Below are 24,149 nucleotides of genomic sequence, written 5' to 3' on the forward strand. Positions count from 1 at the left end.
TGAGCCGTGGATTCTCGGCCTTTGCGGGCCATTGCACAAAAGGATAAAAACGATCATTGGCATGATTAAAACTCATGTGAGTATGATCCGTGCCAACCCGTATTTCATTGCTGGAGCACGCCCGCATGTCACGCCGTTTACCGCCTCTCTACGCCTTGCGGGCGTTCGAGGCCGCTGCCAGGCACAGTTCGTTCACCCGTGCCGCCGATGAGTTATCGATAACCCAGAGTGCGGTCAGCCGGCACATCCGCACGCTGGAGGAGCACTTCGCCTGCCGGCTGTTTCTGCGCAATGGCCGCACCCTGCAGTTGAGCGAGGCGGCGCGCCTGCTGTTGCCCGGTGTGCGCGAGGGTTTCGCCGCACTTGAGCGTGCCTGCAACACCCTGCACAGCGAAGATGGGGTGATCCGCATGAAGGCCCCTTCGACCCTGACCATGCGCTGGCTGCTGGCGCGCCTGAGCCGTTTTCGCCACTTGCAGCCGGGCAACGAGGTGCAGCTCACCAGTGCCTGGATGGACGTCGACCATGTGGATTTCAACCATGAACCCTTCGATTGCGCAGTGCTGTTGGGCGACGGGCATTTTCCGCCGGACTGGGAAGTCAGCCCGCTGTTCCCTGAACTACTGATACCGGTGGGTGCGCCCGCGCTGCTTGATCAGACGCCCTGGGACGTGGAGCAGTTGAAGGCCTGCGAACTGCTGCATCCCACGCCCGACAAGCGCGACTGGCGCAGCTGGCTGGCGCAGATGGGGCTGACCGAACAGGTCTCGCTCAAGGGCGGCCAGGTGTTCGATACCCTCGAGCTGGGCATGATCGCTGCCGCGCGAGGGTATGGTGTGTCGATGGGGGACTTGCTGATGGTGGCCGAGGATGTCGCCCAGCGGCGCCTGAGCCTGCCCTGGCCGACGGCGGTGGCCAGCGGCCTGAATTACTACCTGGTGTGGCCACGCACGCGTCCCGGTGGCGAGCGTCTGCGCCGGCTCAGCGACTTCCTGCAGGGCGAGGCCCGTGCGATGGACCTGCCCAAGGTGCAGATACTGGGGGCAAATGAGCCCAACATCGGCGATTGAACGTTTGCGCAGAATATCCCTGTGATGCACTCAAGTAATCGATGACGCCGCCGAATCAGTGGGGTCGAGAGCCACAACCAGAATGGCTCCACTTCCCCATGCCGACGGTGCAGCGTGATCAGGATGATCCGGCCCCCATTGCCAGGAGCTTCCATGTCCCAACCCCGTGCCCGAATTGCCTCGCAACTCGGTATTGCCCTGGCCGCCGTGCTGGCGGTCGTCATTACCGGCAGTACGCTGTTTGCCCTGCGCTCGCTCGACAGCGCCAACCTGATCACCCGCCAGGAACACCTGGCCAGCGAGGCACGGCTGCTCGCCGACCAGCTCGACACGTTCCACAGCACCTTGCGCGAGAGTACCCAGCGCCTCAGTGGCCTGTTCGAAAAACGCTTTGCCGGCGGGCTGCGGCTTGCCTCCGACCAGTCACTCAGCGTGGCCGGAGTGGCCACGCCGGCGCTGTACCTGGCGGACCATGCTCTGAACAACGATTTTCGCGAGGTTGACGACTTTCGCCAGATGACGGCGGGTGTTGCCACCGTGTTCGTGCGCAGCGGTGAGGACTTCATTCGTATCAGCACATCGCTGACCAAGCAGGACGGCAGCCGCGCCATCGGCACTCAGCTCGATCACCAGCACCCGGCCTACGCGCGGCTGATGGCCGGGCAGCCCTACGTGGGGCGTGCCGTGCTGTTCGAGCGCTCGTACATGACCCAGTACACACCGGTGCGTGACGTGTCGGGACGGGTCATCGCGGTCCTGTTCGTCGGCTTCGACTATACCGACGCGCAGAACGCTCATTTCGACAACCTCCGGCGCTTCCGTATCGGCCAGACGGGGTCGCTGGCGCTGCTGGACGAACAGCAACACTGGTTGGTAGCGCCGGCAGGTGTCAGCGACACGGCACTGGCTGCCCACCAACTGGGCGGGTTTGCTGCGCATGCAGGGGAAGGGCGCTTCTGGAACGATGGGGTCGAAACCCTCTACAGCGTGGCCATGCCCTTTGCCGACGGCCCGTGGACAGTACTGGCAAGCATGCCCAAGGCCGAGATTCGTGCCGTGACCTGGAGCGTGGGCGCAAGGTTGGCCATTGGCAGCCTGCTGGCCATGATGCTGGCGGTGGGCGCCACCCTGTGGCTGCTGCGCCGCAAGCTGCGGCCGCTGGCCGACCTGGTGCGTCAGGCCCAGGCCCTGGGCGCGGGCGACCTGAGTGCCCGCCTGGCGGTGGCCAGCCACGACGAAATCGGCCAACTGGCACGCAGTTTCAATCAGATGAGCGAAGCGCTGGCGAGCACTGTGCTGCACATTCGTGATGCCTCGCAGCAGGTCAGCCAGCGTGCCCAGGCGCTGGCGGGGCTGTCGTCGGGTGCTTGCGAGGGCATGGAGCAGCAGTCGGGCGAAATCACCAGCATGGCCGGTGCAGTCGAGGAGTTCAGCGCCACCTCCCTGAACATCGCTGACAACATGGGCAGCACCGAACGCATGGCCCAGGACAACGCGCAGCAGACGCGCATTGGCCGTGCGTCGATGGACGATGCGTCCACCTCGTTGCAGCAGATCGCGCAGGCGCTGGGCAGCACCGCGACAGTGATCGATACCCTTGGGGTGCGCTCGAAGGAGATTGGCGGCATTGTCGGCACCATCACCTCGATTGCCGAGCGGACCAACCTGCTGGCGCTGAACGCGGCCATCGAGGCGGCACGGGCGGGCGAGCAGGGGCGCGGGTTCGCCGTGGTGGCGGACGAGGTGCGCAACCTGGCGGCGCGCACCCGCGAAGCCACCGACGAGATCTCCGGCATGATCGCCAGCATTCAGCAGGAGACCGGCAACGCCATCAGCACCATGGAGCAGGGCAACCGCTTGATGGAGGACGGCTTGCAACGCAATGCCAAGGTCGCCGAGGCCTTGGCGCGCATCGACGAGCAGAGCCGGGCGGCGGGGCAGCAGTTTGCCGCGATCACCACCGCGACTCAGGAGCAGAGCAGCACGGCGACGTTGCTGAGCAGCAACTTGCAGAGTATTGCGCTGGCCAACAGCGAGCAGCGCGAGGTGGCAGCCAACCTGGCGGCTACGGCGCGGGAGCTGGAGGGTTTGGCGGGGCAGTTGCGGGCAGAAGTGGGGCGGTTTGAGGTGGGGCATTGAGGGCCCCTTCGCCGGCAAGGCCGGCTCCTGCAGTGTAGGAGCCGACCTTGCCAGCGAAGCTGTTAAATCAGCCCAGGCAGGTTCAACGCCTGCGCACACGCTGCCAGCGAGCGCCGCTCGCTCTCGGCATACAGCGCCAGCTCATCCTGCACCGACTTGCCCAGCGCCTGCTCGAACGCGTCGCGGTTGGCATTGCTGCCGTACTCGCTCTGCGCGCCTTCGCCCAGGTTGGACTGGAAGATCCCCGCCGCACTCACCGGCAGGAAGTCCTCGTAGACCAGGGCTTCGAAGTGCACATGCCCGGCTTCGATCAACGCGCTCAGCGAGGTCGGCCGCTGCGCCTGGTCGCGGGCACTCAGGCCGGCTTCGGTCGGGAAGTAGCGGAAGTACGCCAGCCCCTGCTCGCGCATCTGCGCCAGGTCGTCCGGGAAGGCTTCGAAACGCTTGCCCAGCAGGCTCATGTAGCGCTCGGCATTGGCCTCGGCCGGCACGCCGCCCAGGTCGGCCCGCGCTGCGTCCAGCAACTGGTCATACAGCACGCGACCCTTGGGGGTCAGCGCCGCGCCGCGTTGCTCGATCTCGCCGAAGCGTGCGGTATGGCTGCCCCCTTCGCTGCCCTGCTGGTCGGTGAATGCCACGCGCTCCTGCAACGCCTTGAAGCTGGTCTGACGCAACAGGATCGGGCAACGACGCGGTGGCGGGCCCTCGATCACGGCCTTGGGCGGAATGCCCTTGGCCGGCATGCCGACCTGGATCGCATCGATGTCCAGGGTGCGCGGCGTCAGGTGGTTGATGTGCGGGCCCTTGAAGGCCACCACATCGGCGATCAGGCGGTGCTGGTCGTGCAGTTGCTGGTACTGCTCGGCCGTGACCGTCGCGTCGTGGTGCCAGCGGAAGGTGTGCAGTGCTTCATTGACGAACGCCTCGGCGTCGGCGGCATTCAGGCCTGCGTCGGCTTCGAACTGGGCAATCAGCTGCAAGGCACGCGGGGTGAAGATCTGCCGCTTGGCCAGGATCGATGCGGCCAGCTCGCGCAGGGCCGGGTTGTCGATCAGCTCCAGGCGCAGCAGCGAAGTGAACACGCGGAACGGGCTGATGTGCAGCGACTGCTCGTGCACCGCGCGAAACGCGGTGGAGTGCACCGGTACGCCGGCCGAGCTGAGGTCGTAGTAGCCCACCGGGTACATGCCCATCACCGCGAACAGGCGGCCGATGGTCGCCAGTTCCTGGGCGGTGCCGACGCGGATGGCGCCGTGGCGTTCCTGGTCCAGGCGTTCGATCTCGCCGGTCCAGCGTAGGGCCTCGGCCACCTTGGGCTGCTGGGTCATCACCTGTTGGTTGATCTCGCTCACCAGTTCCAGCAGGGTGCCGTAGAGCGGCACCTCCTGCTTGTACATGAGCGACATGGCCGCGGAAAACTGCGCGCGAATGCTGTCCGGGCTGACGAAATCTTGAGCGGGCATCGAAAGCTTCCTGGTGGTAAAAGTCACCCTTACATGAAAGCGAGGAATGCAGGCCTGGCACAAGCGAAAAAAATTCGAGGGATCATTCCTGTAATTCAGGACCTCGGCGCGGTCGCCTGTTCACGGATCCATTCCACCAGGCTGCGCACCTTGGGTACCTCGGCGGCATGCTCGGCGAACGCCACAAAGTACGCGCCGCTGCTGCGCATCGCGTAGGGCCACGGTATCACCAGCTTGCCCTCGGCCAGTTCCTGCTCCACCAGATAGCGCGGCACCAGCGCCACGCCGCAGCCCGACAACGCGGCGCCCACGCACATATAGAAGGTATCGAAGCGCGGGCCGTGGTAGCTGTTGGCCGAGTGCAGGCCCTGTTCCAGAAACCACTCGTGCCAGGCCTCCGGGCGCGAGGTGCTTTGCAGCAACACGCGCTCGGCCAGCTCGCCGGCCTCGGTCAGGGTATGCCCCTGCAGCAGTTCCGGGGCGCACACCGGCACCACCTCGTCGCCGAACAGCTCGATGCACGTGGCCCCCGGCCAGGTGCCCTGGCCATAGAAGAACACCACGTCGGCGGTGTTCTGCAGCAGGGCGAAAGGCTCCATCTCGTTGCAGATATCCAGGTGTATATTCGGGTAGCGCTTGCCGAAGCCCTTCAGGTGCGGGATCAGCCAGCGCACGCCGAAGCTCGGCTGGGTGGCCACCTTGAGCACTTCGGTCTGCTGACCGTAGGACAGGATGTAGCGGCTGGACATGTCGACCTGGGTGAGGATCTTGTTCACCTCGGCCAGGTACAGCGCGCCCGCCGGGGTCAGCTGCAGGCGTCGGCGGATCCGCAGGAACAGGTGATGGCGCAGCATGTCTTCGAGCTGCGCCACCTGCTTGCTCACCGCGCTCTGGGTCAGGTGCAGCTCTTGCGCAGCGCGGGTGAAGCTCAGGTGTCGGGCGGCCGCCTCGAAGCATTGCAGGGCGGCCATCGACGGCACCAGACGTTTGGACATAGCGGTATCACTCACCCGTCGAATCATTACCTGGCGGAATGATGTGCAGAATAAAGGTCGTTTGTAGCGCCAGAGTGATCGGATTAATACTGATCCCATCACCAATTACAACCACTCACCGCCTTGCAGGAGAAGAATAATGGTTGATGGATTGCTCGACCGCCTGGGTGTACCGGCCTCTGCCTACACCCATGGCAACCATCCCGTTCACACCCCGATCGACGGCAGCGCGATTGCCTCGGTGCACCTGGAGTCCAAGGCTCAGGTACTGGGCAAGATCGAACAGGCCGAACAGGCCTTCCTGGCCTGGCGCAACGTGCCGGCGCCGCGTCGCGGTGAGCTGATCCGCCTGTTTGGTGAAGTGCTGCGTGAGCACAAGGCGCAACTGGGCGAACTGGTATCCATCGAAGCCGGCAAGATCACCCAGGAAGGCCTGGGCGAAGTGCAGGAAATGATCGACATCTGCGACTTCGCCGTCGGCCTGTCGCGCCAGCTGTACGGCCTGACCATCGCCTCCGAGCGCCCGGGCCACCACATGCGTGAAACCTGGCACCCGCTGGGCGTGGTTGGCGTGATCAGCGCCTTCAACTTCCCGGTGGCCGTGTGGGCGTGGAACACCACCCTGGCGCTGGTATGCGGCAACGCCGTGATCTGGAAGCCATCGGAAAAGACCCCGCTGACCGCACTGGCCTGCCAGGCGCTGTTCGAAAAAGCCCTGAAAGCCTTTGGCGAAGCGCCGCAAGGCCTGGCGCAGCTGATCATCGGCGACCGCGACGCCGGCCAGGCACTGGTCGACGACCCGCGCGTACCGCTGGTAAGCGCCACCGGCAGCACCCGCATGGGGCGCGAAGTCGGCCCACGCGTGGCGGCACGCTTCGGTCGCAGCATCCTCGAGCTGGGTGGCAACAACGCAATGATCCTGGCCCCGAGCGCCGACCTGGACCTGGCCGTGCGCGGCATTCTGTTCAGCGCCGTGGGTACCGCCGGGCAGCGCTGCACCACCCTGCGTCGCCTGATCGTGCACCGCTCCATCAAGGACGAAGTGGTGGCCCGCGTCAAAGCAGCCTACGCCAAGGTACGTATCGGCGACCCGCGCCAGGACAACCTGGTCGGCCCGCTGATCGACAAGGGTTCGTTCACCGCCATGCAGGACTCCCTGGCCCGTGCCCGTGATGAAGGCGGCAGCGTGTTCGGCGGCGAGCGCCAGTTGCAGCAGCAGTACCCGGATGCCTACTACGTGAGCCCGGCGATCGTCGAGATGCCTGGTCAGAGCGAGGTGGTGCGCCATGAAACCTTCGCGCCGATTCTCTACGTGCTGGCCTATGACGAGTTCGACGAAGCGCTGCGCCTGAACAACGAAGTGCCACAGGGCCTGAGCTCGTGCATCTTCACCACCGACCTGCGTGAGGCCGAGCGCTTCCAGAGCGCGGCGGGCAGCGACTGCGGCATCGCCAACGTCAACATCGGCACCAGCGGTGCCGAGATCGGTGGCGCGTTCGGTGGCGAGAAAGAGACCGGCGGTGGCCGTGAGTCGGGTTCCGATTCGTGGAAGGCCTACATGCGTCGTCAGACCAACACCGTGAACTACTCGCGCGAGCTGCCGCTGGCGCAGGGCATCGTGTTCGACTGATAACCGCGTCGGCCCCTTCGCCGGCAAGGCCGGCTCCTACCGCAACCGTGTAGGGGCCGGCCTTGCCGGTGAAGGGTGCTTCCCGTTCCAAGGCCAACCAACGGAGGCGGCCATGACCGACCTGCGTCAAGAATGTCTGTGGGAGTTCGTCACTCCGCCTGCGGCGCCTGCCGCTGCACTGACGGCACAGATCAAGGCCGATGTGTGCGTGATCGGCGGGGGTATCACCGGTCTGTGCACGGCCATCAACCTGCTCGAGCAGGGCAAGTCCGTCGCGCTGCTCGAAGCCCGTGTCATCGGCCATGGTGGCTCGGGGCGCAACGTCGGGCTGGTCAATGCCGGCACCTGGATCCGCCCCGACGATGTCGAGGCCACCCTGGGCCAGCAACAGGGCAGCCGCCTGAACAAGGTACTGGGTGAAGCCCCGGCCGAGGTGTTCGCCATGATCGAACGCCTGGGCATCGACTGCCAGGCACGCAACGAAGGCACCCTGCACATGGCGCACAACGCCAACGGCGTAGCCGACCTGCAGTCGCGTCACCAGCAATGGAGCCGACGCGGTGCCGACGTCGAACTGCTGACCGGTGCGCAGTGCCAGGAATACTGCGGTACCGACAAGATTTCCGCCGCGCTGCTCGACCGCCGCGCCGGCACCATCAACCCCATGGGCTACACCCGTGGTCTGGCCGCCGCGGTACGCCGTCTGGGTGGGCAGGTGTTCGAACAGTCCGCTGTCACCGGGCTCACCCGCGAAGGCAGCGCCTGGCTGGTGAAGACTGCCCAGGGCGCGGTCAGCGCCGACAAGGTGGTGATCTCCACCGGTGCCTACACCGAGGGCGACTGGACCGCGTTGCAGAAGCAGTACTTTCGCGGCTACTACTACCAGGTGGCTTCCAAGCCCCTGCAGGGCGCTGCGGCCGACAACGTGCTCAAGCACGGCCAGGGCTCGTGGGACACGCGCACGGTGCTCAGCAGCATCCGTCGCGACGACCAGGGCCGCCTGCTGCTGGGCAGCATGGGCCGGGTCGACAACAAGCCGGCGTGGTTCGTGCGCAGCTGGGCCGACCGCATCCAGGGGCACTACTTCCCGCAACTGGGCAAGGTCGACTGGGAAATGCACTGGACCGGCTGTATCGACTTCACCCCGGACCACCTGATGCGCCTGTTCGAACCGGCCCCGGGCATCGTTGCGGTCACCGGCTACAACGGCCGTGGCAACACCACCGGTACTGTGATCGGCAAGGCCTTCGCACAGTACCTGCTGCAGGACGATCCGGATGCACTGCCGATCCCGTTCGCCCCGATGAAACCGGTATCGGCCCCGTTGCTGCGCACCGGCTTCTACGAAACCGGCTTTTCGCTGTACCACGCCGGGCAGTGCCTGCGCGTGCTGCTGTAACCCCCGCTCCAGTGCGCGGCCATCGACAGGGATGCCCTGGTCGATGGCCTTCGGCATTGCCCGCATGCCGTCCACCTGCCCGCATTTTCAACGCCCCGTACCGCTCGCGCCCGGTCGAGAATCATTAACACCCGCGATTTTTTCAATTGGACTGGATCCAATCGGTAGTGTCGTTTAGCCTTCGCCGCCATCATGAGCGCCTTTGCGCTGAACGCGCTCGCTAAAACGGACTTGAAGGGTGCCACTTGCACAACATTCCCCATATTCGCCTCCACCTGCGTGACCTGGTTCGTACCGAGTCCTTCGCCGAGCTGAACAGCTACTTCGATGCCCTGCAGGCCGAGTGGAGCAGCGCCGAGCCTGGCACCCACCATTATCTGGACACCGCCCGCACCGGCACGCTGTTCGACTTCAGTGTGACCCCGGCGCCGGAGATCGCACGCTTTCTGCAGGCGTGGGTCGCCGCCTGCCCGGATGCCTTCCATCCGCGCCTGTTCCTGGGCAACTACTGCTATGGCCGCGCCGGCAATATCCGCGGCAACGGCTGGGCCAACAGCGTGACCGACGACTGCTGGCTGGGCGCGGCGCTGGCTTGTGAACTGTCGGCGGTGCACCTGCTGGCGGCGCTCGAACGTTCGCCGCAGCCGGTGGCTGCAGGCGTCACCCTGATGGAGCTGTGCGCGCACTTCCACGAGCCGGCGTGGCTGAACGCGCTGTTCGGTGGCGAGCCTGCCAAGGGCATGGCCAGCGACAACCAGGACCCCGAACTGCTGGAGATGGCGGTCGAACACCTGGCCCACTACGGCCTGACGCCCTTGCAACAGGCCCCCACGGCGCTGCCGGCCGGCCTGCCGCAACGCCAGGCGCACGAGATGGACCAGGGTCAGGATTACTGGCTGCACCGCGTGATGGAGTGGCGCCCGGACTGCCTGGAAGCGCTGCTCAACTATGCCAACTACCTGTTGCCACGCTGGGGCGGCAGCTACGAAGACATCGAAGGCTTTGCCAGCGGGCCGCTGTGCGCCGCGCTGAGCGAGGCGCAGCGCAATGCGATCCGCTGGCTGGCGTTCTACGACATCCACGAGGATTACCCCGCCAAGGAGGAATTCAACGCTGCACGCGAGTACCTCGAGCACTTCGAGGCCTGGCTGCAGCGCGACCTGCTGCCAGCCTACCGCGGTTATGCGCTGGGTTACTTCGGCCAGTTCTGCAGCTATTCGCTGGACAACCAGCCACGTGCGATGGCGATGCAGGTCGCGAGCGTGCAGGCCTTCCCCGAAGGCGAGTACTTCCGCCATGTCGAGGGGCCGTTCCACAGCTTCGTCTACCTCACCATGGTGGCCAACATGGCCGACGAAACCGGTGCCTTCAAGGTGGCGGTCGAGCGCATGTGCGCGATGAACGAGTTGGGCGTGCCGGTGGCGATCAAGGCTGTCGGTCACCAGTTCGGCCTGTGGGGTTTCGACAAGGACCCGCAGTGTGTGCCGGCCTTGCTGGACCGCGCGCGGGTGCTGGGCGAACACGACCTGGGTGACTCGGGCCTGGACATCGTCAGCCTGCCGTCATTCCTGTGGGACGGTGGGCGCCACGACGAGGGTTACTTCCTGGCGGTGCAATGGGGCGAGCGTGGCCTGCCGGGCGCGGCCTATTTCCTGCACGAGGTACACACCGGTGCCCGTGAAGAGGCCCCGCAACGCTATGTGGACGAGGGCGAAAGCCTGCGCTGGCTGGAACGCGGTGCCCAGGACGGCTGCCCGCAGAGCATGTTCAACCTGGCCTGGAAAAAGCTCTTCGACGACGAGCTGGACATGCGTGTGCGTGCCAACCTCGACGAGGTGCTGCGCCTGTTCGAAGGCGCCCGCCAATCGTCGCGGGCAGAACAGCGCGCGCGCATCCGCATCGGCATCCTGCTGCGCGACTTCGGCACTGCCGAAGAACAGGAAACCGGCGTGAAGTACCTGCGTTCGCTGGTCGACTGTGACGATGACTGGGTCTCGGCGCGTACCAGTGCCGAGATCGCACTGGCCTACCTGCGCGGACAGGGCGTTCAGCAAAGCCGCTTCGCTGCCATCGAGTGGGCGCAGCATGCCGTGACCCAGTTGCCCGACAACGAAGGCATCCAAGAAGTCCAGTACGAGGTGCTCAACTCCCACAGCCTGCTCAAGAGTGTCACCAGCGTGTTCGGTGCGTTCCTGGGGCGTGGCAAGGTCGGCGCCGACGACCTGCCGCCCAAGCCGGCGCAGTAACGCCCATGGCCGCACTGCAACGGTTGCGACTTCGTGCCTGGCTGCTGCTGGGCAACGGCTTTCTGCTGGTGGGCGGGCTGGCCCTGTGCGCGCTGCCGCTGGCGATGTGCATGTGGCTGCCCGGTGCTGCGGGGCTGCTGGCCGGGTTCGTGACCCTGCCAGCGGGCATGTTCGGCTACAGCATGCTCAAGCTGCCCTTTGCGACGCGTGCCGATTCCAGCGAGGACGGCATCGCCCTGCAGGCAGTGGACGCGCCGCAGCTGTTCGAGGAAATCGAGCGGTTGCGCCTGGCACTCGGCGCGCCTGCGCTGGATGCGGTGTACCTGAACGACGACTTCAACGCCAGTATCCGCCAGCACCACGTACTGTTTCGCAGGACGCGCAACGTGATGTGGCTGGGCCTGCCCTTGCTCGACACGCTGTCGCCGCGGGCCTGTGCGGCGATCCTGGCGCATGAGTGCGCGCACATCGCCCAGCGTCATGGCCGCTATGCCAGCCGCGTGTATTTCGCACGGCTGCAATGGCAGGCGGCGAGCGAGCGGCTGGAGCGCCATCGCTCGTTGTCGAGCGCGCCGCTGCGTCTGTTCGTGGGCTGGTACGTGCCGCGTTTTCTGGCCGTGAGCATGGATTTTGCGCGGCGCTGCGAGTACCAGGCCGACGCCGAGGCGGCGCGGGTAGGCGGGGTCGAGGCGATGCGCGAGGCGCTGGTCGGCCTGGCCTTGCAGGGGCGGGCACTGGAGCAGGCGTTCTGGCCCAAGGTGTTTCTTGACGGCAGCGCCACGCCATTGACCGACCTGGCCCGCAGCGGTGCGCTGGGCATGCCGCAGGACAATGCCGAGGCCCATAGCTGGCTGCACGCTGCGCTGTGCCGCGACACCGATGACAGCGACACCCACCCGGCCCTGGCTGACCGCCTGGCCGCGCTGGGCGGCGCGCCGACCCATCCCGACAACGTGCTGGTGTGGCAACGCAGCCAGCCCAGTGCGGCGCAGGCCTGGCTGGGCGAGCAGCACCTGCCATTGGCGCAGCGCCTGGACGAACAGCAGGCCGATGACAATGCCCGGCATTGCCAGCGCGCCCGTGACGAGCGCGAGGCATTGGTGGCCGAGCAGCACGACCTGCAGCGCAAACGGCGTATCCGTGCGCTGTCGGGCCACGAGATTGCCCGGCTGGCCTGGCTGTACCGCACCCTTGGCGAGGCGGGCGATGAGGCGCAGCGTTTGCTGGAAGACGCACTGCAGCAGGCGCCGGACGCGGCGGTGCGCTATCAGCTGGCCGAGTGTCATGCCCAGGCCGGGCACCCGGACGCCGCAGCAGCACTGTGGCGGCAGGTGGCCGAGCAGCGCGGGCCGTTGCAGCTGTACAGCCTGCGCAAGCTCAGCGTGCTGGCCCTGCGCAGCGATGACCGCGGCGCGGCCGAGCACTATCGACGCGAGGCCGATGCCCTGCAGCGTGCCGATAGCGACGATGACGGTGAAGACGGCGAGTGGGTGCCCCACGACCTGGTGCCCGTGGAGCGCAACAAGCTGATCGAGACGCTCACGCCGCTGCTGAAACTGGCGACCGGCGTGTGGCTGCTGCGCGAGACCGGCACACGGCGCTACATTTTGCTGGTACTGGCGCGGGACTCGCTGACTTTCCGCCTGGTCAGCCGCCTGACCGGCGAAGACAGCTACCTGCGCCGGGATTGCCAGCAGATGCTCAACCGCCTGCTGCCGCGCATTCGCCTGGACCTGGTGCCCGTGGTGATGTCGGCCGGGGATGCGCGGCTGGTGTTCTGCTCGCAGGCGTCGCAGCTGCGCTTGAGCGCGTTGCTGTAGCGCTCAGTCTGCATCCGACTCGAACAGCCGCGCCAACTCCGCCCGTGCTTCCTTGGCGTTCTGCATGACCTTGGCGCGGTCATTGCGCACCAGGCCCTGGGTTTCCAGCACCTGCTCGTCATGTTCGGTGAAGCGCTGGATACGGTCTGCTGCCTGCGCTTCGGAAAGCCCCAGCCCCACCAGGGCGCGACGGGTCATTTCCAGGCTTGAGTAGAACGTCTCGCGGATCGGCACCGCGCCCACATCGGTCAGCTTGTGCACATGCTGGCGGTTACGCGCACGGGCGAGCACCTTGAGGTGCGGGTACAGGCGCTTGACCCGTTCAGCGGTGCGGGTCGTTACTTCGGGGTCATCGGTGGTGATCACGAAGTACTCGGCCTCGCCCACCTTGGCGGCATGCAGCACTTCTGCTCGCAGCGGGTCGCCGTAGAATACCGGTGCCTGCTCGAAGGTGCGGGTCAGCTCGATGGCGTCCACCGAGGTGTCCAGGGCAACGAAGGGAATCTTCTGGGCACGCAATATGCGCGAGACGATCTGGCCCATGCGCCCCATGCCGACGATTACCACGCGCGGCGCGTCGGTCTGGATCTGCCGGTACTGCTCGGGCACTTCACGGGGTGCCTGGCGGTGCTTGAGCAGGCGCGTGCAGGCCAGCAGCAACAGAGGCGTGACGGCCATCGACAGGGTGATGGTCATCAGCAGCAGGTCATAGGTGTAGGTGTCGAACAGGCCCTGATCCTTGCCCAGCTTGAATACCACGAAGGCAAATTCGCCGCCTGCCGCCAGTACCACCCCCAGGCGCAATGCATTGCCCGCGTTCAGCCCCCCGATGCGGCCGACCAGCATCAACAGTGGCAACTTGACTGCCACCAGCAACAGGGTCAGGCCCAACAGCAGGCCCGGGCTCTGCAGCAGCATGCCCAGGTTGGCCCCCATGCCCACGCTGATGAAGAACAGCCCGAGCAGCAGGCCCTTGAAGGGCTCGATCTGCGATTCGAGCTCATGGCGGTACTCGGAGTCAGCCAGCAGCAGGCCGGCGAGGAAGGCGCCCAGTGCCATGGAGATGCCGGCTTCTTCCATCAGCCAGGCAGTACCGATCACCACCAGCAGCGCGGTGGCGGTGGAGACTTCCGGCAGCCCGGTACGGGCGACGATGCGAAACACCGGGCGCAGCAGATAGCGGCCGCCGACGATCACCACCGCGATGCTGGCGAACACCTTCAGGCCATGTGCCAGGCTGTCGCCGTGGCTGGTGTCCGGGCTGCTGGCGGCCAACAGGGGCACCAGGGCGATCAGCGGAATGGCCGCGATATCCTGGAACAGCAGCACGGCGAAGGCCAGGCGTCCATGGGGGGCGTTGAGCTGCTTGCTTTCGGCCAGGCTCTGCAGGCCAAGGGCGGTGGACGATAACGCCAGGCCCAGGCCGACGACCACGGCGGCGGGCATCGGCTGGCCGAAGCCGAACAGGGCAATGGCGCCGATCACGGCGCCCGTCAGCAGCACCTGCGCCAGCCCCACGCCGAACACCGATTTGCGCATCAGCCACAGGCGGCGCGGCGAAAGCTCCAGGCCGATGATGAACAGCAACAGCACCACACCCAGCTCGGAAATGTGCGCGACGCTTTCGGTGTCGCGGATCAGCCCCAGGACCTGGGGGCCGATGGCGACGCCTGCGAGCAGGTAGCCGATCACGGCGCCCAGTTGCAAACGCTTGGCCAGGGGCACCGCAATGACCGCGGCAAGCAGGAAGATGACGGCTGTTTGCAAAAGGCTGCCTTCGTGTGGCATCGCTCGGCTCCAGGGGGCTGCTACGACGGCAGCGTTGAACAGTGAGGGCGCATGATGAGGCTGCGCCCGGCATTGCACAAACCGATGGGCGTCAAGGCACCTAAGGCCCGGGGCGGTACTGCAGGGCCTCGGCCAGGTGCACGCGTGCGATGTGTGCGGCCTGTTCCAGATCGGCCAGCGTACGCGCCACCTTGAGCAGGCGGTGCGCGGCCCGTAGCGACAAGGTTAGTCGTTCGCACGCGGTTTCCAGCCATTGCTGATCGTCAGCGGACAGCGCGCAGTGCTGGCGCAGGCCGGGCAGCTCGAGAAAGGCGTTGGCACAGCCCTGGCGCTGTTGTTGTCGTTCGCGTGCGGCAGCCACCTGCCCTGCGATGTGGGCACTGGCGGGGCCGTTGTCGGTGCAGTGCGAGAGCGCCGTGGCTTCACGGGCGACGGTCAGGTGCAGGTCGATGCGATCAAGCAACGGGCCGGAGAGCTTGTTGCGGTAGCGCTGGATCTGGTCGCTGCTGCATCGGCAGCGACCGGTGGGGTCGCCATGGTAGCCGCAGGGGCAGGGGTTCATCGCCGCCACCAATTGGAAGCGGGCCGGGAAGCGGATCTTGTCCTTGGCCCGGGCGATCACGATTTCGCCCGATTCCAGGGGCTCGCGCAGCACTTCCAGCACGCGCCGCTCGAACTCCGGCAACTCATCCAGAAACAGCACGCCATGGTGGGCCAGGGTGATCTCGCCGGGTTGCGGGCGGCTGCCACCGCCGACCAGTGCGGCCCCCGACGCCGAGTGATGCGGGTGGCGAAACGGACGCTGCGGCCAGCTGTTGAGCGGCAGCGGGCTGGCGACCGACTGGATGGCCGCCACCTCCAGCGCTTCGCGCTCGTTCAGCGGTGGCAGCAGGCCGGGCAGGCGGCTGGCGAGCAGAGTCTTGCCGGTGCCGGGTGGCCCGCTGAACAGCAGGTTGTGGGCCCCGGCCGCCGCGACCAGCAGGGCACGCTTGGCGGCAAGCTGGCCCTGCACCTCGTTGAGGTCGGGGTAGGGCTGGCTGTGCAGGACCAGGCCGTTGGCCTTGTAGGGTTCGAGGGGCTGCTGGCCGTTGAGGTGCGCGACCAGTTCCAGCAGGTGGTCTACGGCGTACACCACTAGGCCCGAAGCCAGGCAGGCCTCCTCGGCATTCTCCCGTGGCACCACCAGCGCGCGCCCGGCTTCGCGGGCAGCAAGGGCGGCCGGCAGCACGCCCTGCACGCAGCGCACCGCCCCCGACAGCGCCAGCTCGCCCAGGCATTCCACTGCGTGCAGCGAGGCGATCGGCATCTGCCCGTTGGCGGCCAGGATGCCCAGGGCTATGGCCAGGTCGAAGCGTCCGCCATCCTTGGGCAGGTCGGCGGGGGCGAGGTTGAGGGTGATGCGCCGCGCGGGGAACTCCAGGCCGGAGTTGAGGATGGCGCTGCGCACACGGTCCTTGCTTTCCTTTACCGTGGCTTCGGGCAGGCCGACCAGGGTCAGGTTGGGCAGGCCGTTGGCCAGGTGCGCTTCGATGGTGACCGCAGGGGCCAGTACGCCCACCTGGGCGCGGCTGTGGACAAGGGCGAGGGACATGCACACTCCATGATCGGGACAATGCCGCGTCCTGCGGCTGGGGCAAGGATAGTGGTGCGCGCGCAGGGTGCGCGGGGGAGAGTGAGTCGAGGTTTTGCAGCGGTTGACGGGGCTAGGAGCGCTGGTCAAGATCACGGCGCCCCGGTGCAGCCTTCGGGCCGCGACGGCGTGCGTGCCAATGGCTTCTATCGCCGCTTGGGGGTGGGAGGTGGTGGCGCAGTTGGAGGAGGGGGATGTGCGGTATGAGAAGGTGAGGCAGGCCCCTGCATGACCCTGCAGGCGCCGGCCCCGCCGACGAAGGCTGCGCTGCGCTCTACTCGGCAGCCGCCGGGTTCAACCGCGCTTCCATCTCTTCGACCTTGGCCTCCAGCGCCTCCAGGCGTGCGCGGGTGCGGGCCAGCACTACCATCTGGCTGTCGAACTCCTCACGGCTGACCAGTTCCAGCTTGCTGAAACCACTTTGCAGCAGCGCCTTGAACTGGCTTTCCAGTTCGCTGCGCGGCTGCGCGGTGTCACCGCTGAACAGGCGCGAGGCCTGGTCGCTCAGGGCATCGAGAAAGGCTTTGGGCGCGAGCATGTTGGTCCGTCCGGTAAATGCAAAGAGGCGGCCAGTGTAACACGCACCCCACGCCCGCTCGCCCCGCACGCTTTTCGCGCATTCCCCCGATCGGTAGCGCACCGTTTTTGTGCGTGTTTGCCCTGCTGGCGACTGGCCAATTCCAAGCAAGGCACGCAAGCCCTTGTAATTGGTGGCTTTGGCAGACATGGCAAGGTTTCTGCTTAGAGCCAAGTGACTCATGCACTGGTGTCGGGCCTTGGGATTGAGGCCGACGAAGCGTTACAAAGCCAGGCACTGCGCTTAGACTTGAGACGGGTTTGTTTTCCTGGGGCAAGTCCACCAATTCGGGAGAGAGTTTCATGAAGCTAGTCACTGCCATCATCAAGCCATTCAAGTTGGACGACGTGCGCGAGTCGCTGTCCGAAATCGGCGTGCAGGGCATTACCGTCACGGAAGTCAAAGGCTTCGGACGGCAGAAAGGCCACACCGAGCTGTATCGCGGTGCTGAATACGTAGTCGATTTCCTGCCCAAGGTGAAGATCGATGTCGCCATCGACGACAAGGACCTGGACCGGGTCATCGAGGCGATCACCAAGGCGGCCAACACCGGCAAGATCGGTGACGGCAAGATTTTCGTGGTCAATCTGGAACAGGCCATCCGCATCCGTACCGGTGAAACCGATACCGACGCGATCTAAGTAACGCCGCCCCAAACCCCAACGCCCCAGGAGATAACAATATGACTCTGCGTCAGTTCGCAGGGCTAGGAGCCCTTTTGTCCCTCGTAATGCCTGGCATGGCCATGGCAGAGGAGGCAGCCGCCCCCGTGCTCAACTCCGGCGACACCGCCTGGATGTTGACCGCCACCGCGCTGGTGCTGTTCATGACCATCCCGGGCCTGGCGTTGTTCTACGGCGGCATGGTGCGTTCCAAGAACGTGCTTTCGGTGATGATGCAGTGTTTCGCCATCACCGGCCTGATCAGCATTCTGTGGATGGTCTACGGCTACAGCCTGGCGTTCGATACCACGGGTATGGAAGAGGGCGTGGTCAACTTCAATTCCTTCGTCGGCGGGTTCTCCAAGGCCTTCCTGGCCGGCGTCACCCCCGCAAGCCTGACCTCGTTGTTCCCCGAGGCGGTGTTCATCACCTTCCAGATGACCTTCGCCATCATCACTCCGGCCCTGATCGTCGGTGCCTTTGCCGAGCGCATGAAGTTCTCGGCCATGCTGATCTTCATGGCCGTGTGGTTCACCCTGGTCTACGCACCGATCGCGCACATGGTCTGGTCCGGTGCCGGCGGCCTGATGTGGGACTGGGGCGTACTGGACTTTGCCGGTGGCACCGTGGTGCATATCAATGCGGGTATCGCGGGCCTGGTGGCGTGCCTGGTGCTGGGCAAGCGCAAGGGTTTCCCGACCACCCCGATGGCCCCGCACAACCTGGGCTACACCCTGATGGGCGCGGCCATGCTGTGGATCGGCTGGTTCGGCTTCAACGCCGGCTCCGCAGCCGCTGCCAACGGCACCGCCGGCATGGCCATGCTGGTGACCCAGATCGCCACGGCCGCCGCTGCGCTGGGCTGGATGTTCGCCGAGTGGATCACCCACGGCAAACCCAGCGCCCTGGGCATCGCCTCCGGTGTGGTGGCGGGCCTGGTGGCGATCACCCCGGCTGCGGGCACCGTAGGCCCGATGGGCGCGCTGGTGATCGGCCTGGTATCGGGTGTGGTGTGCTTCTTCTGCGCCACCAGCCTCAAGCGCAAGATGGGCTATGACGACTCCCTGGACGCCTTCGGCGTGCATGGCATCGGCGGCATCGTCGGCGCGATTCTCACCGGCGTGTTCGCGGCCCCTGCACTGGGCGGCTTCGGTACCGTCGAAGATATCGGCGCACAGGTCTGGGTGCAGGCCAAGGGCGTGGGCTTCACGGTGATCTACACCGCTATCGTCACCTACGTGATTCTGAAGGTGCTGGACCTGGTGATGGGCCTGCGGGTCAACGAAGAGGAAGAAGCGGTCGGCCTCGACCTCGCGCAGCACAACGAGCGTGGCTACAACCTGTAACATGCTAGAAAAAACATGCCCGGCTTGCCGGGCATTTTTTTGCCTGGATTTTGTCCATCCAAGGGCACGCAAACGGTTTCCACGGGGGCATTTGCAGGCGCTTGACGCTGTAATGGCCATCAAGCATAAAACTTACAGCGAACAAGGATATTTAGGCACTTTGCTTTTTCACACATCACGCTAGAATGCGCGCCGTAGGGTGCGGATGACCTGTCCGCGCACTTCGATACCCTTTGCTAGGCTTGGCATTGAACAGGCCGCTCACGGCGGGGTCAGCTGGTGAAGCAATGCCGGCAGCTCTTTCTTTTTGTCGGGCCCTGCACGGGCCCGCACGGTGCTCGCCAGGTGGTAGGGCGGGCGCCGCTGGCCGCGGGCTACCCGTGGCCCTGGATTTTTCCGGCAGTGGCCGCACCTGGCGCTGTTGGTCTATAACTTATCTGCTTTTCGCAAGTCATGAGGTAGAACATGAGCGACGATGATCTGGAAAACGACGACCTCGAAGTGGGCGACGAAGACGATACCGATGAAGGCCTGGAAGCGGCTGCCGACGACGTTGCCGATGACAGCGGTGACGACAGCCCCGCACCGGTAGCCAAGGGCAAGTCCAAGGCTGCGGTCTCGGTCGACGAAATGCCCAGCATGGAAGCCAAGCAGAAGGAGCGCGACGCGCTCGCCAAGGCGATGGAAGAGTTCCTGTCGCGTGGCGGCAAGGTGCAGGAAGTGGAGGCCAACGTGGTCGCCGATCCGCCCAAGAAGCCAGACAACAAGTACGGTAGCCGTCCTATCTGAGGGTGCCGTCGAACAGAAGAGCCCGCCGTCGCTGCGGGCTTTTTTGTGGGTGGCGTTACGGGTTGCCGCTGCTGACGCTATGGCGGGGCAGGCCCGCTCCTACAACGATCACCGCAACCCTTGTGGGAGCGGGCTTGACCCGCGATGGGGCCAGCGGGGCTAACGCCAACTGAGCAACAGCTCAGGCAACTGCGACAGGCGCTGGATCTCGGCATCCGGCTGCCCCTCGGCCGTCCACGCCTTGCCCTGCGGGTTGAACCATATCGCGCGCAGGCCGGCCTGCTGGGCCCCGGCGATGTCGTCGCCCGGGTGGTCGCCGATATGCACGGCATTGCCGGCCTCGGCCTGGCCCTGGCGCAATGCTTCGAGAAACGGTTGCGGGTCGGGCTTGCCGATGCCCAAGTCCTCGGCGCACAGGGCGAACCTGAAATAGTCGGCCAGCCCCAGGCGCCTCACGTCGGCATTGCCATTGGTGACCACGCCCAGGGTGTAGCGATGGCGCAGCACCTCCAGCACTGGCTGCACCTCGGGGAAGATATCCACCTGGTGGCGCGCATGCAGGAACACTTCAAAGCCCTCGTTGGCCAGGGCGTGGGCCCTGGCTTCGCTGTAGCCGACGTCGCTCATGGCATGGAACAGCACCTTGCGCCGCAAGGCGCTGATGCGATGCCGCAGGCCCGGCTCGGCCTGCACCAGGCGCTCGCGAATGGCATACAGGTGCTCCACCGGCACCGCGCCCAGGTCGGGTGCATTTGCCGCCAGCCAGTCGCGCAGCACGGCCTCGGCACTGACAATGACCGGGGCGGTGTCCCACAGGGTGTCGTCCAGGTCGAAGGTGATCAGCTGAATGCTCATGAGTCACTGTCCTTGCTGCGTTTGGCCCTTGGGTGGGCGCTGTCATAGACGCTCGCCAGGTGCTGGAAGTCCAGGTGAGTGTAGATCTGCGTGGTGGCGATGTCGGCATGCCCGAGCATTTCCTGCACCGCACGCAGGTCCTGGGACGATTCGAGCAGGTGGCTGGCGAAGGAGTGGCGCAGCATGTGCGGGTGCAGGTTCTGCCCCAGCTCGCGGCTGCCCGCCGCCTGGACCCGCAGCTGGATCGCCCGCGGGCCCAGGCGCCGGCCTTGCTGGCTGACGAACACCGCGTTGTCCTGCGGGGCGCTGATGCCGCGCAGCGCCAGCCACTTTTCCAATGCCTCTCGGGCTTTGCGGCCTACCGGCAGCACGCGGGTCTTGCTGCCCTTGCCATGCACCTGCACCAGGCCGGCTGGCAGGTCGAGCTGATCGAGATCGAGGCTGGTCAGCTCCGACAGGCGCAGGCCCGAGGAGTAGAACAGCTCGAGCATGGCCTGGTCGCGGCGGGCGAGAAAGTCGTCGTCCACCGCGCCTTCGAGCAATTGCAGCGCGCGGTCGGTATCGAGGGTCTTGGGCAGCCGGCGCTCGCCCTTGGGCGCGGCCAGGCCGTTGGCCGGGTCGTGGTCGCACAGGCCTTCGCGGTTCAGGTAGCGGTACAGGCCGCGCACCGCCGAAAGCATGCGCGCCAGGCTGCGCGACGACTGCCCGGCATGGTGCTGGCGCGCCACGAACTGGCGCAGGTGCTGGATCTGCAGGGCGCTCCAGCTGGCGATGCCGGTTTTCCCGCAGTAGGCCAGCACGTTGGCCAGGTCACGCCGGTAGGCCAGCTGGGTATGCTCCGACACCTGGCGCTCGTTGCGCAGGTGCGCGATGAACGCGTCCAGCTGGCGCTCCATCAGCGTACCGGGCGCAGGGTCTGGGTAAAGCGCGGTAGCACGCGGCCGAGCACTTCGGCGATGTAGCTCAGGAACAGGGTGCCGACGCTGCTCTTGTAGTGCTGCGGGTCGTGGCTGGCGATGGCGAGCACGCCGTGCAGGCCCTGATAGTCGAGCGCGGCGACGGCACTGGAGCCGACTTCGGGGCGCTGGGCCTCGCCGAACAGGAAGTCCAGCTCGTGGTCGCGCAGGGTGCCGCTGACCGTCTTGCCCGCGCACAGCAGGCCGCCGATGGCCTGTTGCGCTTCGGTCGGGTTGACCCAGCGGCCCACGGGCGCCACGGTATCGCCGAACAGGATCAGGCTCACGAACGGCACCTTGAACTCCTGGCGCAGGCTGTCCTCGACGGCCATCACCACGGCCTCGAGGCTGTCGGCGTCGAGCAGGTCGAGGATCAGCCGGCGGGTCTTCTCGAACAGCCGGTCGTTGTCGCGGGCCACGTCCATCAGGTGCGAGAGGCGGTGGCGCATCTCGATGTTGCGGTCGCGCAGCAGCTTGAGCTGGCGCTCCACCAGCGACACGCTGTCGCCGCGCTGGTGAGGGACCTGCAGCTCCAGCAGCAGGTCGTCATGCTCGGCGAAGAACGCCGGGTTGGCACGCAGGTAAGCCACCACGTCCTGGGCCCCGACGCTGGGCGTCGAGCCCTGGGCGTCGGAGGCGTCGGGCTCTGCGGTGGGCGTGTGGGGCTGGTCGGTCATGGCTGGTACTCACTCATAGGCGAACCTGTCCTTCATACACGCGTACGGCAGGGCCTGTCATCACTACAGGCCGGCCCGGGCCGCCCCATTCGATGGACAGGCGCCCTCCGGGCAGGTCGATCAGCAGCGGCGAATCCATCCAGCCCTGGCTGATGGCAGCCACCGCCGCGGCGCAGGCACCGGTGCCGCAGGCCTGGGTTTCCCCGGCGCCGCGCTCCCACACGCGCAACTGGGCGCGGTGGCGGTCGATGACCTGGAGGAAGCCGACGTTGACCCGCTGCGGGAAGCGCGGGTGGTTCTCGATCTGCGGGCCGAGGTCGTGCACCGGGGCGCTGTTGATGTCGTCGACGCGCAGCACCGCATGGGGGTTGCCCATCGACACGGCAGCCAGGTTGACCGTGCGACCGGCCACTTCCAGCGGGTAGCTCAGGGCCTGGGCAGGGGCGTCGAAGGGGATCTCGGACGGCACCAGGCGCGGTGGGCCCATGTCGACGCTGATCTGCCCGTCGCCGCGCACATCGAGTTCGATGATGCCGCTCTTGGTCTCGACGCGGATGCGCTTTTTCGCCGTCAGGCGCTTGTCCAGCACGAAGCGCGCGAAGCAGCGCGCACCGTTGCCGCACTGCTCGACTTCGGACCCGTCGGCGTTGAAGATCCGGTAGCGAAAGTCCACGTCCGGATTGCTCGGCGCCTCGACGATCAGCAGTTGGTCGAAACCGATGCCGGTGTGCCGGTCACCCCATTGCTTGGCGTGCTTGGGCAGGATGTGCGCGTGCTGGCTGACCAGGTCGAGGACCATGAAGTCGTTGCCCAGGCCGTGCATCTTGGTAAAACGCAGCAGCATGGGGTCACTCCGGCAGCAGGCTTTCGCCGGCAAACAGCTCGGCCACGGTTTCGCGACGGCGCACTTCGAAGGCCTGATCGGCATCCACCAGTACTTCGGCGCAGCGACCACGGGTGTTGTAGTTCGAACTCATGACGAAACCGTAGGCACCGGCCGAATGCACGGCCAGCAGGTCACCTTCGGCCAGGTTCAGCGCACGGTCCTTGGCCAGGAAGTCGCCGGTCTCGCAGATCGGGCCGACCACGTCATAGCTGCGCGGCTCGCCATCACGTGGCTGCACGGCGGTCACGTCCATCCAGGCCTGGTACAGCGCCGGGCGGATCAGGTCGTTCATCGCCGCGTCGACGATGGCGAAGTCCTTGTGCTCGGTGTGCTTGAGGTACTCGACGCGGGTCAGCAGCACGCCGGCATTGGCCACGATGTAGCGGCCCGGTTCGAATACCAGCGCCAGGTCGCGGTCGCCCACGCGCTCGCGGATGGCCTTGATGTAGTCGCCGGCCAGTGGCGGCTCTTCGTCGCGATAGCGCACGCCCACGCCGCCGCCCAGGTCCAGGTGGCGCAGGTAGATGCCGCACTCGCCGAGGCGGTCGATCAGCGCCAGCAGGCGGTCGAGGGCATCGAGGAAGGGCTCCAGCGTTGTCAGCTGCGAACCGATGTGGCAGTCGACGCCGACGATTTCCAGGTTCGGCAGCTGCGCGGCGCGCACGTAGACTTCTTCGGCATCGGCAATGGCGATACCGAACTTGTTCTCTTTGAGGCCGGTGGAAATGTACGGGTGGGTGCCGGCATCGACATCCGGGTTGACCCGCAGCGAGATCGGCGCGCGTACGCCCATTTCGGCGGCAACCACCTGCAGGCGCTCCAGCTCGTCGGTGGACTCGACGTTGAAGCAGTGCACGCCCACTTCGAGGGCGCGGCGCATGTCGTCGCGGGTCTTGCCCACGCCGGAGAACACCACACGGTCGGCGCGCCCGCCGGCGGCCAGCACACGCTCCAGTTCACCGCCCGAGACGATGTCGAAGCCTGCGCCCAGGCGTGCCAGCACGTTCAGCACGCCGAGGTTGGAGTTGGCTTTTACGGCGAAGCACACCAGGTGCGAAACACCCTGCAATGCATCGGCGTAGCTACGGTACTGGGCTTCGATATGCGCCCGCGAGTACACGTAGGTAGGCGTGCCGAAGCGTTCGGCAATCGCCGACAGCGCCACGCCTTCCGCGAACAGCTCGCCGTCGCGGTAGTTGAAAGCGTCCATGGGGATCCCTT

General features: G+C 66.1%; 19 protein-coding genes. 9 read left to right on the forward strand and 10 right to left on the reverse strand.

What is annotated here, in order from left to right:
• Positions 1 to 125: 125 nt before the first annotated feature.
• On the forward strand, positions 126 to 1,070 hold the full coding sequence (locus B4I46_RS23085) for a LysR substrate-binding domain-containing protein (RefSeq protein WP_043863339.1): 945 nt from the start codon (positions 126 to 128) through the stop codon (positions 1,068 to 1,070).
• 153 nt (positions 1,071 to 1,223) lie between these two features.
• Positions 1,224 to 3,209, forward strand: a complete 1,986-nt coding sequence (locus B4I46_RS23090) for a methyl-accepting chemotaxis protein (protein WP_286902043.1) — start codon at positions 1,224 to 1,226, stop codon at positions 3,207 to 3,209.
• Positions 3,210 to 3,271: 62 nt separating this feature from the next.
• Here B4I46_RS23090 and hglS read toward each other — a convergent pair whose 3' ends face one another.
• Both hglS and B4I46_RS23100 read right to left on the reverse strand, forming a co-directional pair.
• The gene (gene hglS, locus B4I46_RS23095) at positions 3,272 to 4,672 is read right to left on the reverse strand and encodes a 2-oxoadipate dioxygenase/decarboxylase HglS (RefSeq protein WP_088514606.1); all 1,401 of its coding nucleotides are present in this window, start codon (positions 4,670 to 4,672) and stop codon (positions 3,272 to 3,274) included.
• A gap of 95 nt (positions 4,673 to 4,767) precedes the next feature.
• Entirely contained in the window at positions 4,768 to 5,667 is a 900-nt protein-coding gene (locus B4I46_RS23100) for a LysR family transcriptional regulator (protein ID WP_043863342.1), read from the reverse strand.
• 139 nt (positions 5,668 to 5,806) lie between these two features.
• On the opposite strand from B4I46_RS23100, the gene B4I46_RS23105 reads away from it, so the two are divergent.
• The 4 genes from B4I46_RS23105 to B4I46_RS23120 all read left to right on the forward strand — a co-directional run bounded on the left by B4I46_RS23105 (position 5,807) and on the right by B4I46_RS23120 (position 12,762).
• Positions 5,807 to 7,297, forward strand: coding sequence for an aldehyde dehydrogenase family protein (locus B4I46_RS23105; protein ID WP_043863343.1), 1,491 nt, complete (start codon positions 5,807 to 5,809; stop codon positions 7,295 to 7,297).
• A gap of 112 nt (positions 7,298 to 7,409) precedes the next feature.
• On the forward strand, positions 7,410 to 8,696 hold the full coding sequence (locus tag B4I46_RS23110) for an NAD(P)/FAD-dependent oxidoreductase (RefSeq protein WP_058541726.1): 1,287 nt from the start codon (positions 7,410 to 7,412) through the stop codon (positions 8,694 to 8,696).
• Between the two features lie 245 nt (positions 8,697 to 8,941).
• The gene (locus B4I46_RS23115) at positions 8,942 to 10,942 is read left to right on the forward strand and encodes a DUF4034 domain-containing protein (protein ID WP_043863345.1); all 2,001 of its coding nucleotides are present in this window, start codon (positions 8,942 to 8,944) and stop codon (positions 10,940 to 10,942) included.
• Between the two features lie 5 nt (positions 10,943 to 10,947).
• Positions 10,948 to 12,762 (forward strand): M48 family metalloprotease, encoded by a 1,815-nt coding sequence (locus B4I46_RS23120; protein WP_286902046.1) that lies wholly within the window; start codon positions 10,948 to 10,950, stop codon positions 12,760 to 12,762.
• A gap of 3 nt (positions 12,763 to 12,765) precedes the next feature.
• Here B4I46_RS23120 and B4I46_RS23125 read toward each other — a convergent pair whose 3' ends face one another.
• From B4I46_RS23125 to B4I46_RS23135, 3 genes are all read right to left on the reverse strand, one after another.
• Positions 12,766 to 14,550, reverse strand: a complete 1,785-nt coding sequence (locus B4I46_RS23125; protein WP_286902047.1) for a monovalent cation:proton antiporter-2 (CPA2) family protein — start codon at positions 14,548 to 14,550, stop codon at positions 12,766 to 12,768.
• Between the two features lie 100 nt (positions 14,551 to 14,650).
• Positions 14,651 to 16,141 carry a YifB family Mg chelatase-like AAA ATPase gene (locus tag B4I46_RS23130; protein ID WP_043863348.1) on the reverse strand — a complete coding sequence of 497 codons (1,491 nt, stop codon included), beginning with the start codon at positions 16,139 to 16,141 and terminating at the stop codon, positions 14,651 to 14,653.
• A 313-nt stretch (positions 16,142 to 16,454) separates the two neighbouring features.
• Positions 16,455 to 16,718, reverse strand: a complete 264-nt coding sequence (locus B4I46_RS23135) for an accessory factor UbiK family protein (RefSeq protein ID WP_043863349.1) — start codon at positions 16,716 to 16,718, stop codon at positions 16,455 to 16,457.
• Between the two features lie 341 nt (positions 16,719 to 17,059).
• Between B4I46_RS23135 and glnK the strand changes: the two genes are divergently transcribed.
• From glnK to sutA, 3 genes are all read left to right on the forward strand, one after another.
• Positions 17,060 to 17,398, forward strand: coding sequence for a P-II family nitrogen regulator (gene glnK, locus B4I46_RS23140; protein ID WP_002555808.1), 339 nt, complete (start codon positions 17,060 to 17,062; stop codon positions 17,396 to 17,398).
• A 41-nt stretch (positions 17,399 to 17,439) separates the two neighbouring features.
• Complete coding sequence (locus B4I46_RS23145) at positions 17,440 to 18,765, forward strand: ammonium transporter (protein WP_043863350.1); 1,326 nt, start codon at positions 17,440 to 17,442, stop codon at positions 18,763 to 18,765.
• A gap of 465 nt (positions 18,766 to 19,230) precedes the next feature.
• Positions 19,231 to 19,554, forward strand: a complete 324-nt coding sequence (sutA, locus tag B4I46_RS23150; protein ID WP_043863351.1) for a transcriptional regulator SutA — start codon at positions 19,231 to 19,233, stop codon at positions 19,552 to 19,554.
• Between the two features lie 159 nt (positions 19,555 to 19,713).
• Here sutA and B4I46_RS23155 read toward each other — a convergent pair whose 3' ends face one another.
• Genes B4I46_RS23155 through lysA form a run of 5 tightly spaced genes read right to left on the reverse strand, consistent with a single transcriptional unit; the run spans position 19,714 to position 24,138 of the window.
• On the reverse strand, positions 19,714 to 20,409 hold the full coding sequence (locus tag B4I46_RS23155) for an HAD family hydrolase (protein WP_043863355.1): 696 nt from the start codon (positions 20,407 to 20,409) through the stop codon (positions 19,714 to 19,716).
• Positions 20,406 to 21,305: a tyrosine recombinase XerC gene (gene xerC / locus B4I46_RS23160; RefSeq protein ID WP_054915482.1), complete on the reverse strand. Its 900-nt coding sequence runs from the start codon at positions 21,303 to 21,305 to the stop codon at positions 20,406 to 20,408. The genes B4I46_RS23155 and xerC overlap by 4 nt, the downstream gene beginning before the upstream one ends.
• Complete coding sequence (locus tag B4I46_RS23165) at positions 21,305 to 22,042, reverse strand: DUF484 family protein (RefSeq protein WP_043863357.1); 738 nt, start codon at positions 22,040 to 22,042, stop codon at positions 21,305 to 21,307. The genes xerC and B4I46_RS23165 overlap by 1 nt, the downstream gene beginning before the upstream one ends.
• 13 nt (positions 22,043 to 22,055) lie before the next feature.
• Positions 22,056 to 22,886, reverse strand: a complete 831-nt coding sequence (gene dapF / locus B4I46_RS23170; RefSeq protein WP_058541735.1) for a diaminopimelate epimerase — start codon at positions 22,884 to 22,886, stop codon at positions 22,056 to 22,058.
• Between the two features lie 4 nt (positions 22,887 to 22,890).
• Positions 22,891 to 24,138 (reverse strand): diaminopimelate decarboxylase, encoded by a 1,248-nt coding sequence (gene lysA, locus B4I46_RS23175; RefSeq protein ID WP_043863359.1) that lies wholly within the window; start codon positions 24,136 to 24,138, stop codon positions 22,891 to 22,893.
• Positions 24,139 to 24,149: the final 11 nt, after the last annotated feature.

The sequence above is a fragment of the Pseudomonas sp. UBA7500 genome (assembly GCF_002478435.1).
Classification (GTDB): Bacteria; Pseudomonadota; Gammaproteobacteria; order Pseudomonadales; family Pseudomonadaceae; genus Aquipseudomonas; species Aquipseudomonas palmensis.

Bases quoted from the DNA above. Each gene is read 5' to 3' on its own strand.
- B4I46_RS23120 (WP_286902046.1), top strand. From the start codon at position 10,948: ATGGCCGCACTGCAACGGTTGCGACTTCGTGCCTGGCTGCTGCTGGGC.
- B4I46_RS23125 (WP_286902047.1), bottom strand. From the start codon at position 14,550: ATGCCACACGAAGGCAGCCTTTTGCAAACAGCCGTCATCTTCCTGCTT.
- B4I46_RS23110 (WP_058541726.1), top strand. From the start codon at position 7,410: ATGACCGACCTGCGTCAAGAATGTCTGTGGGAGTTCGTCACTCCGCCT.
- B4I46_RS23135 (WP_043863349.1), bottom strand. From the start codon at position 16,718: ATGCTCGCGCCCAAAGCCTTTCTCGATGCCCTGAGCGACCAGGCCTCG.
- glnK (WP_002555808.1), top strand. From the start codon at position 17,060: ATGAAGCTAGTCACTGCCATCATCAAGCCATTCAAGTTGGACGACGTG.
- B4I46_RS23085 (WP_043863339.1), top strand. From the start codon at position 126: ATGTCACGCCGTTTACCGCCTCTCTACGCCTTGCGGGCGTTCGAGGCC.
- dapF (WP_058541735.1), bottom strand. From the start codon at position 22,886: ATGCTGCTGCGTTTTACCAAGATGCACGGCCTGGGCAACGACTTCATG.
- B4I46_RS23165 (WP_043863357.1), bottom strand. From the start codon at position 22,042: ATGACCGACCAGCCCCACACGCCCACCGCAGAGCCCGACGCCTCCGAC.
- sutA (WP_043863351.1), top strand. From the start codon at position 19,231: ATGAGCGACGATGATCTGGAAAACGACGACCTCGAAGTGGGCGACGAA.
- hglS (WP_088514606.1), bottom strand. From the start codon at position 4,672: ATGCCCGCTCAAGATTTCGTCAGCCCGGACAGCATTCGCGCGCAGTTT.
- B4I46_RS23090 (WP_286902043.1), top strand. From the start codon at position 1,224: ATGTCCCAACCCCGTGCCCGAATTGCCTCGCAACTCGGTATTGCCCTG.
- B4I46_RS23145 (WP_043863350.1), top strand. From the start codon at position 17,440: ATGACTCTGCGTCAGTTCGCAGGGCTAGGAGCCCTTTTGTCCCTCGTA.
- B4I46_RS23105 (WP_043863343.1), top strand. From the start codon at position 5,807: ATGGTTGATGGATTGCTCGACCGCCTGGGTGTACCGGCCTCTGCCTAC.
- B4I46_RS23155 (WP_043863355.1), bottom strand. From the start codon at position 20,409: ATGAGCATTCAGCTGATCACCTTCGACCTGGACGACACCCTGTGGGAC.
- B4I46_RS23130 (WP_043863348.1), bottom strand. From the start codon at position 16,141: ATGTCCCTCGCCCTTGTCCACAGCCGCGCCCAGGTGGGCGTACTGGCC.
- B4I46_RS23100 (WP_043863342.1), bottom strand. From the start codon at position 5,667: ATGTCCAAACGTCTGGTGCCGTCGATGGCCGCCCTGCAATGCTTCGAG.
- xerC (WP_054915482.1), bottom strand. From the start codon at position 21,305: ATGGAGCGCCAGCTGGACGCGTTCATCGCGCACCTGCGCAACGAGCGC.
- lysA (WP_043863359.1), bottom strand. From the start codon at position 24,138: ATGGACGCTTTCAACTACCGCGACGGCGAGCTGTTCGCGGAAGGCGTG.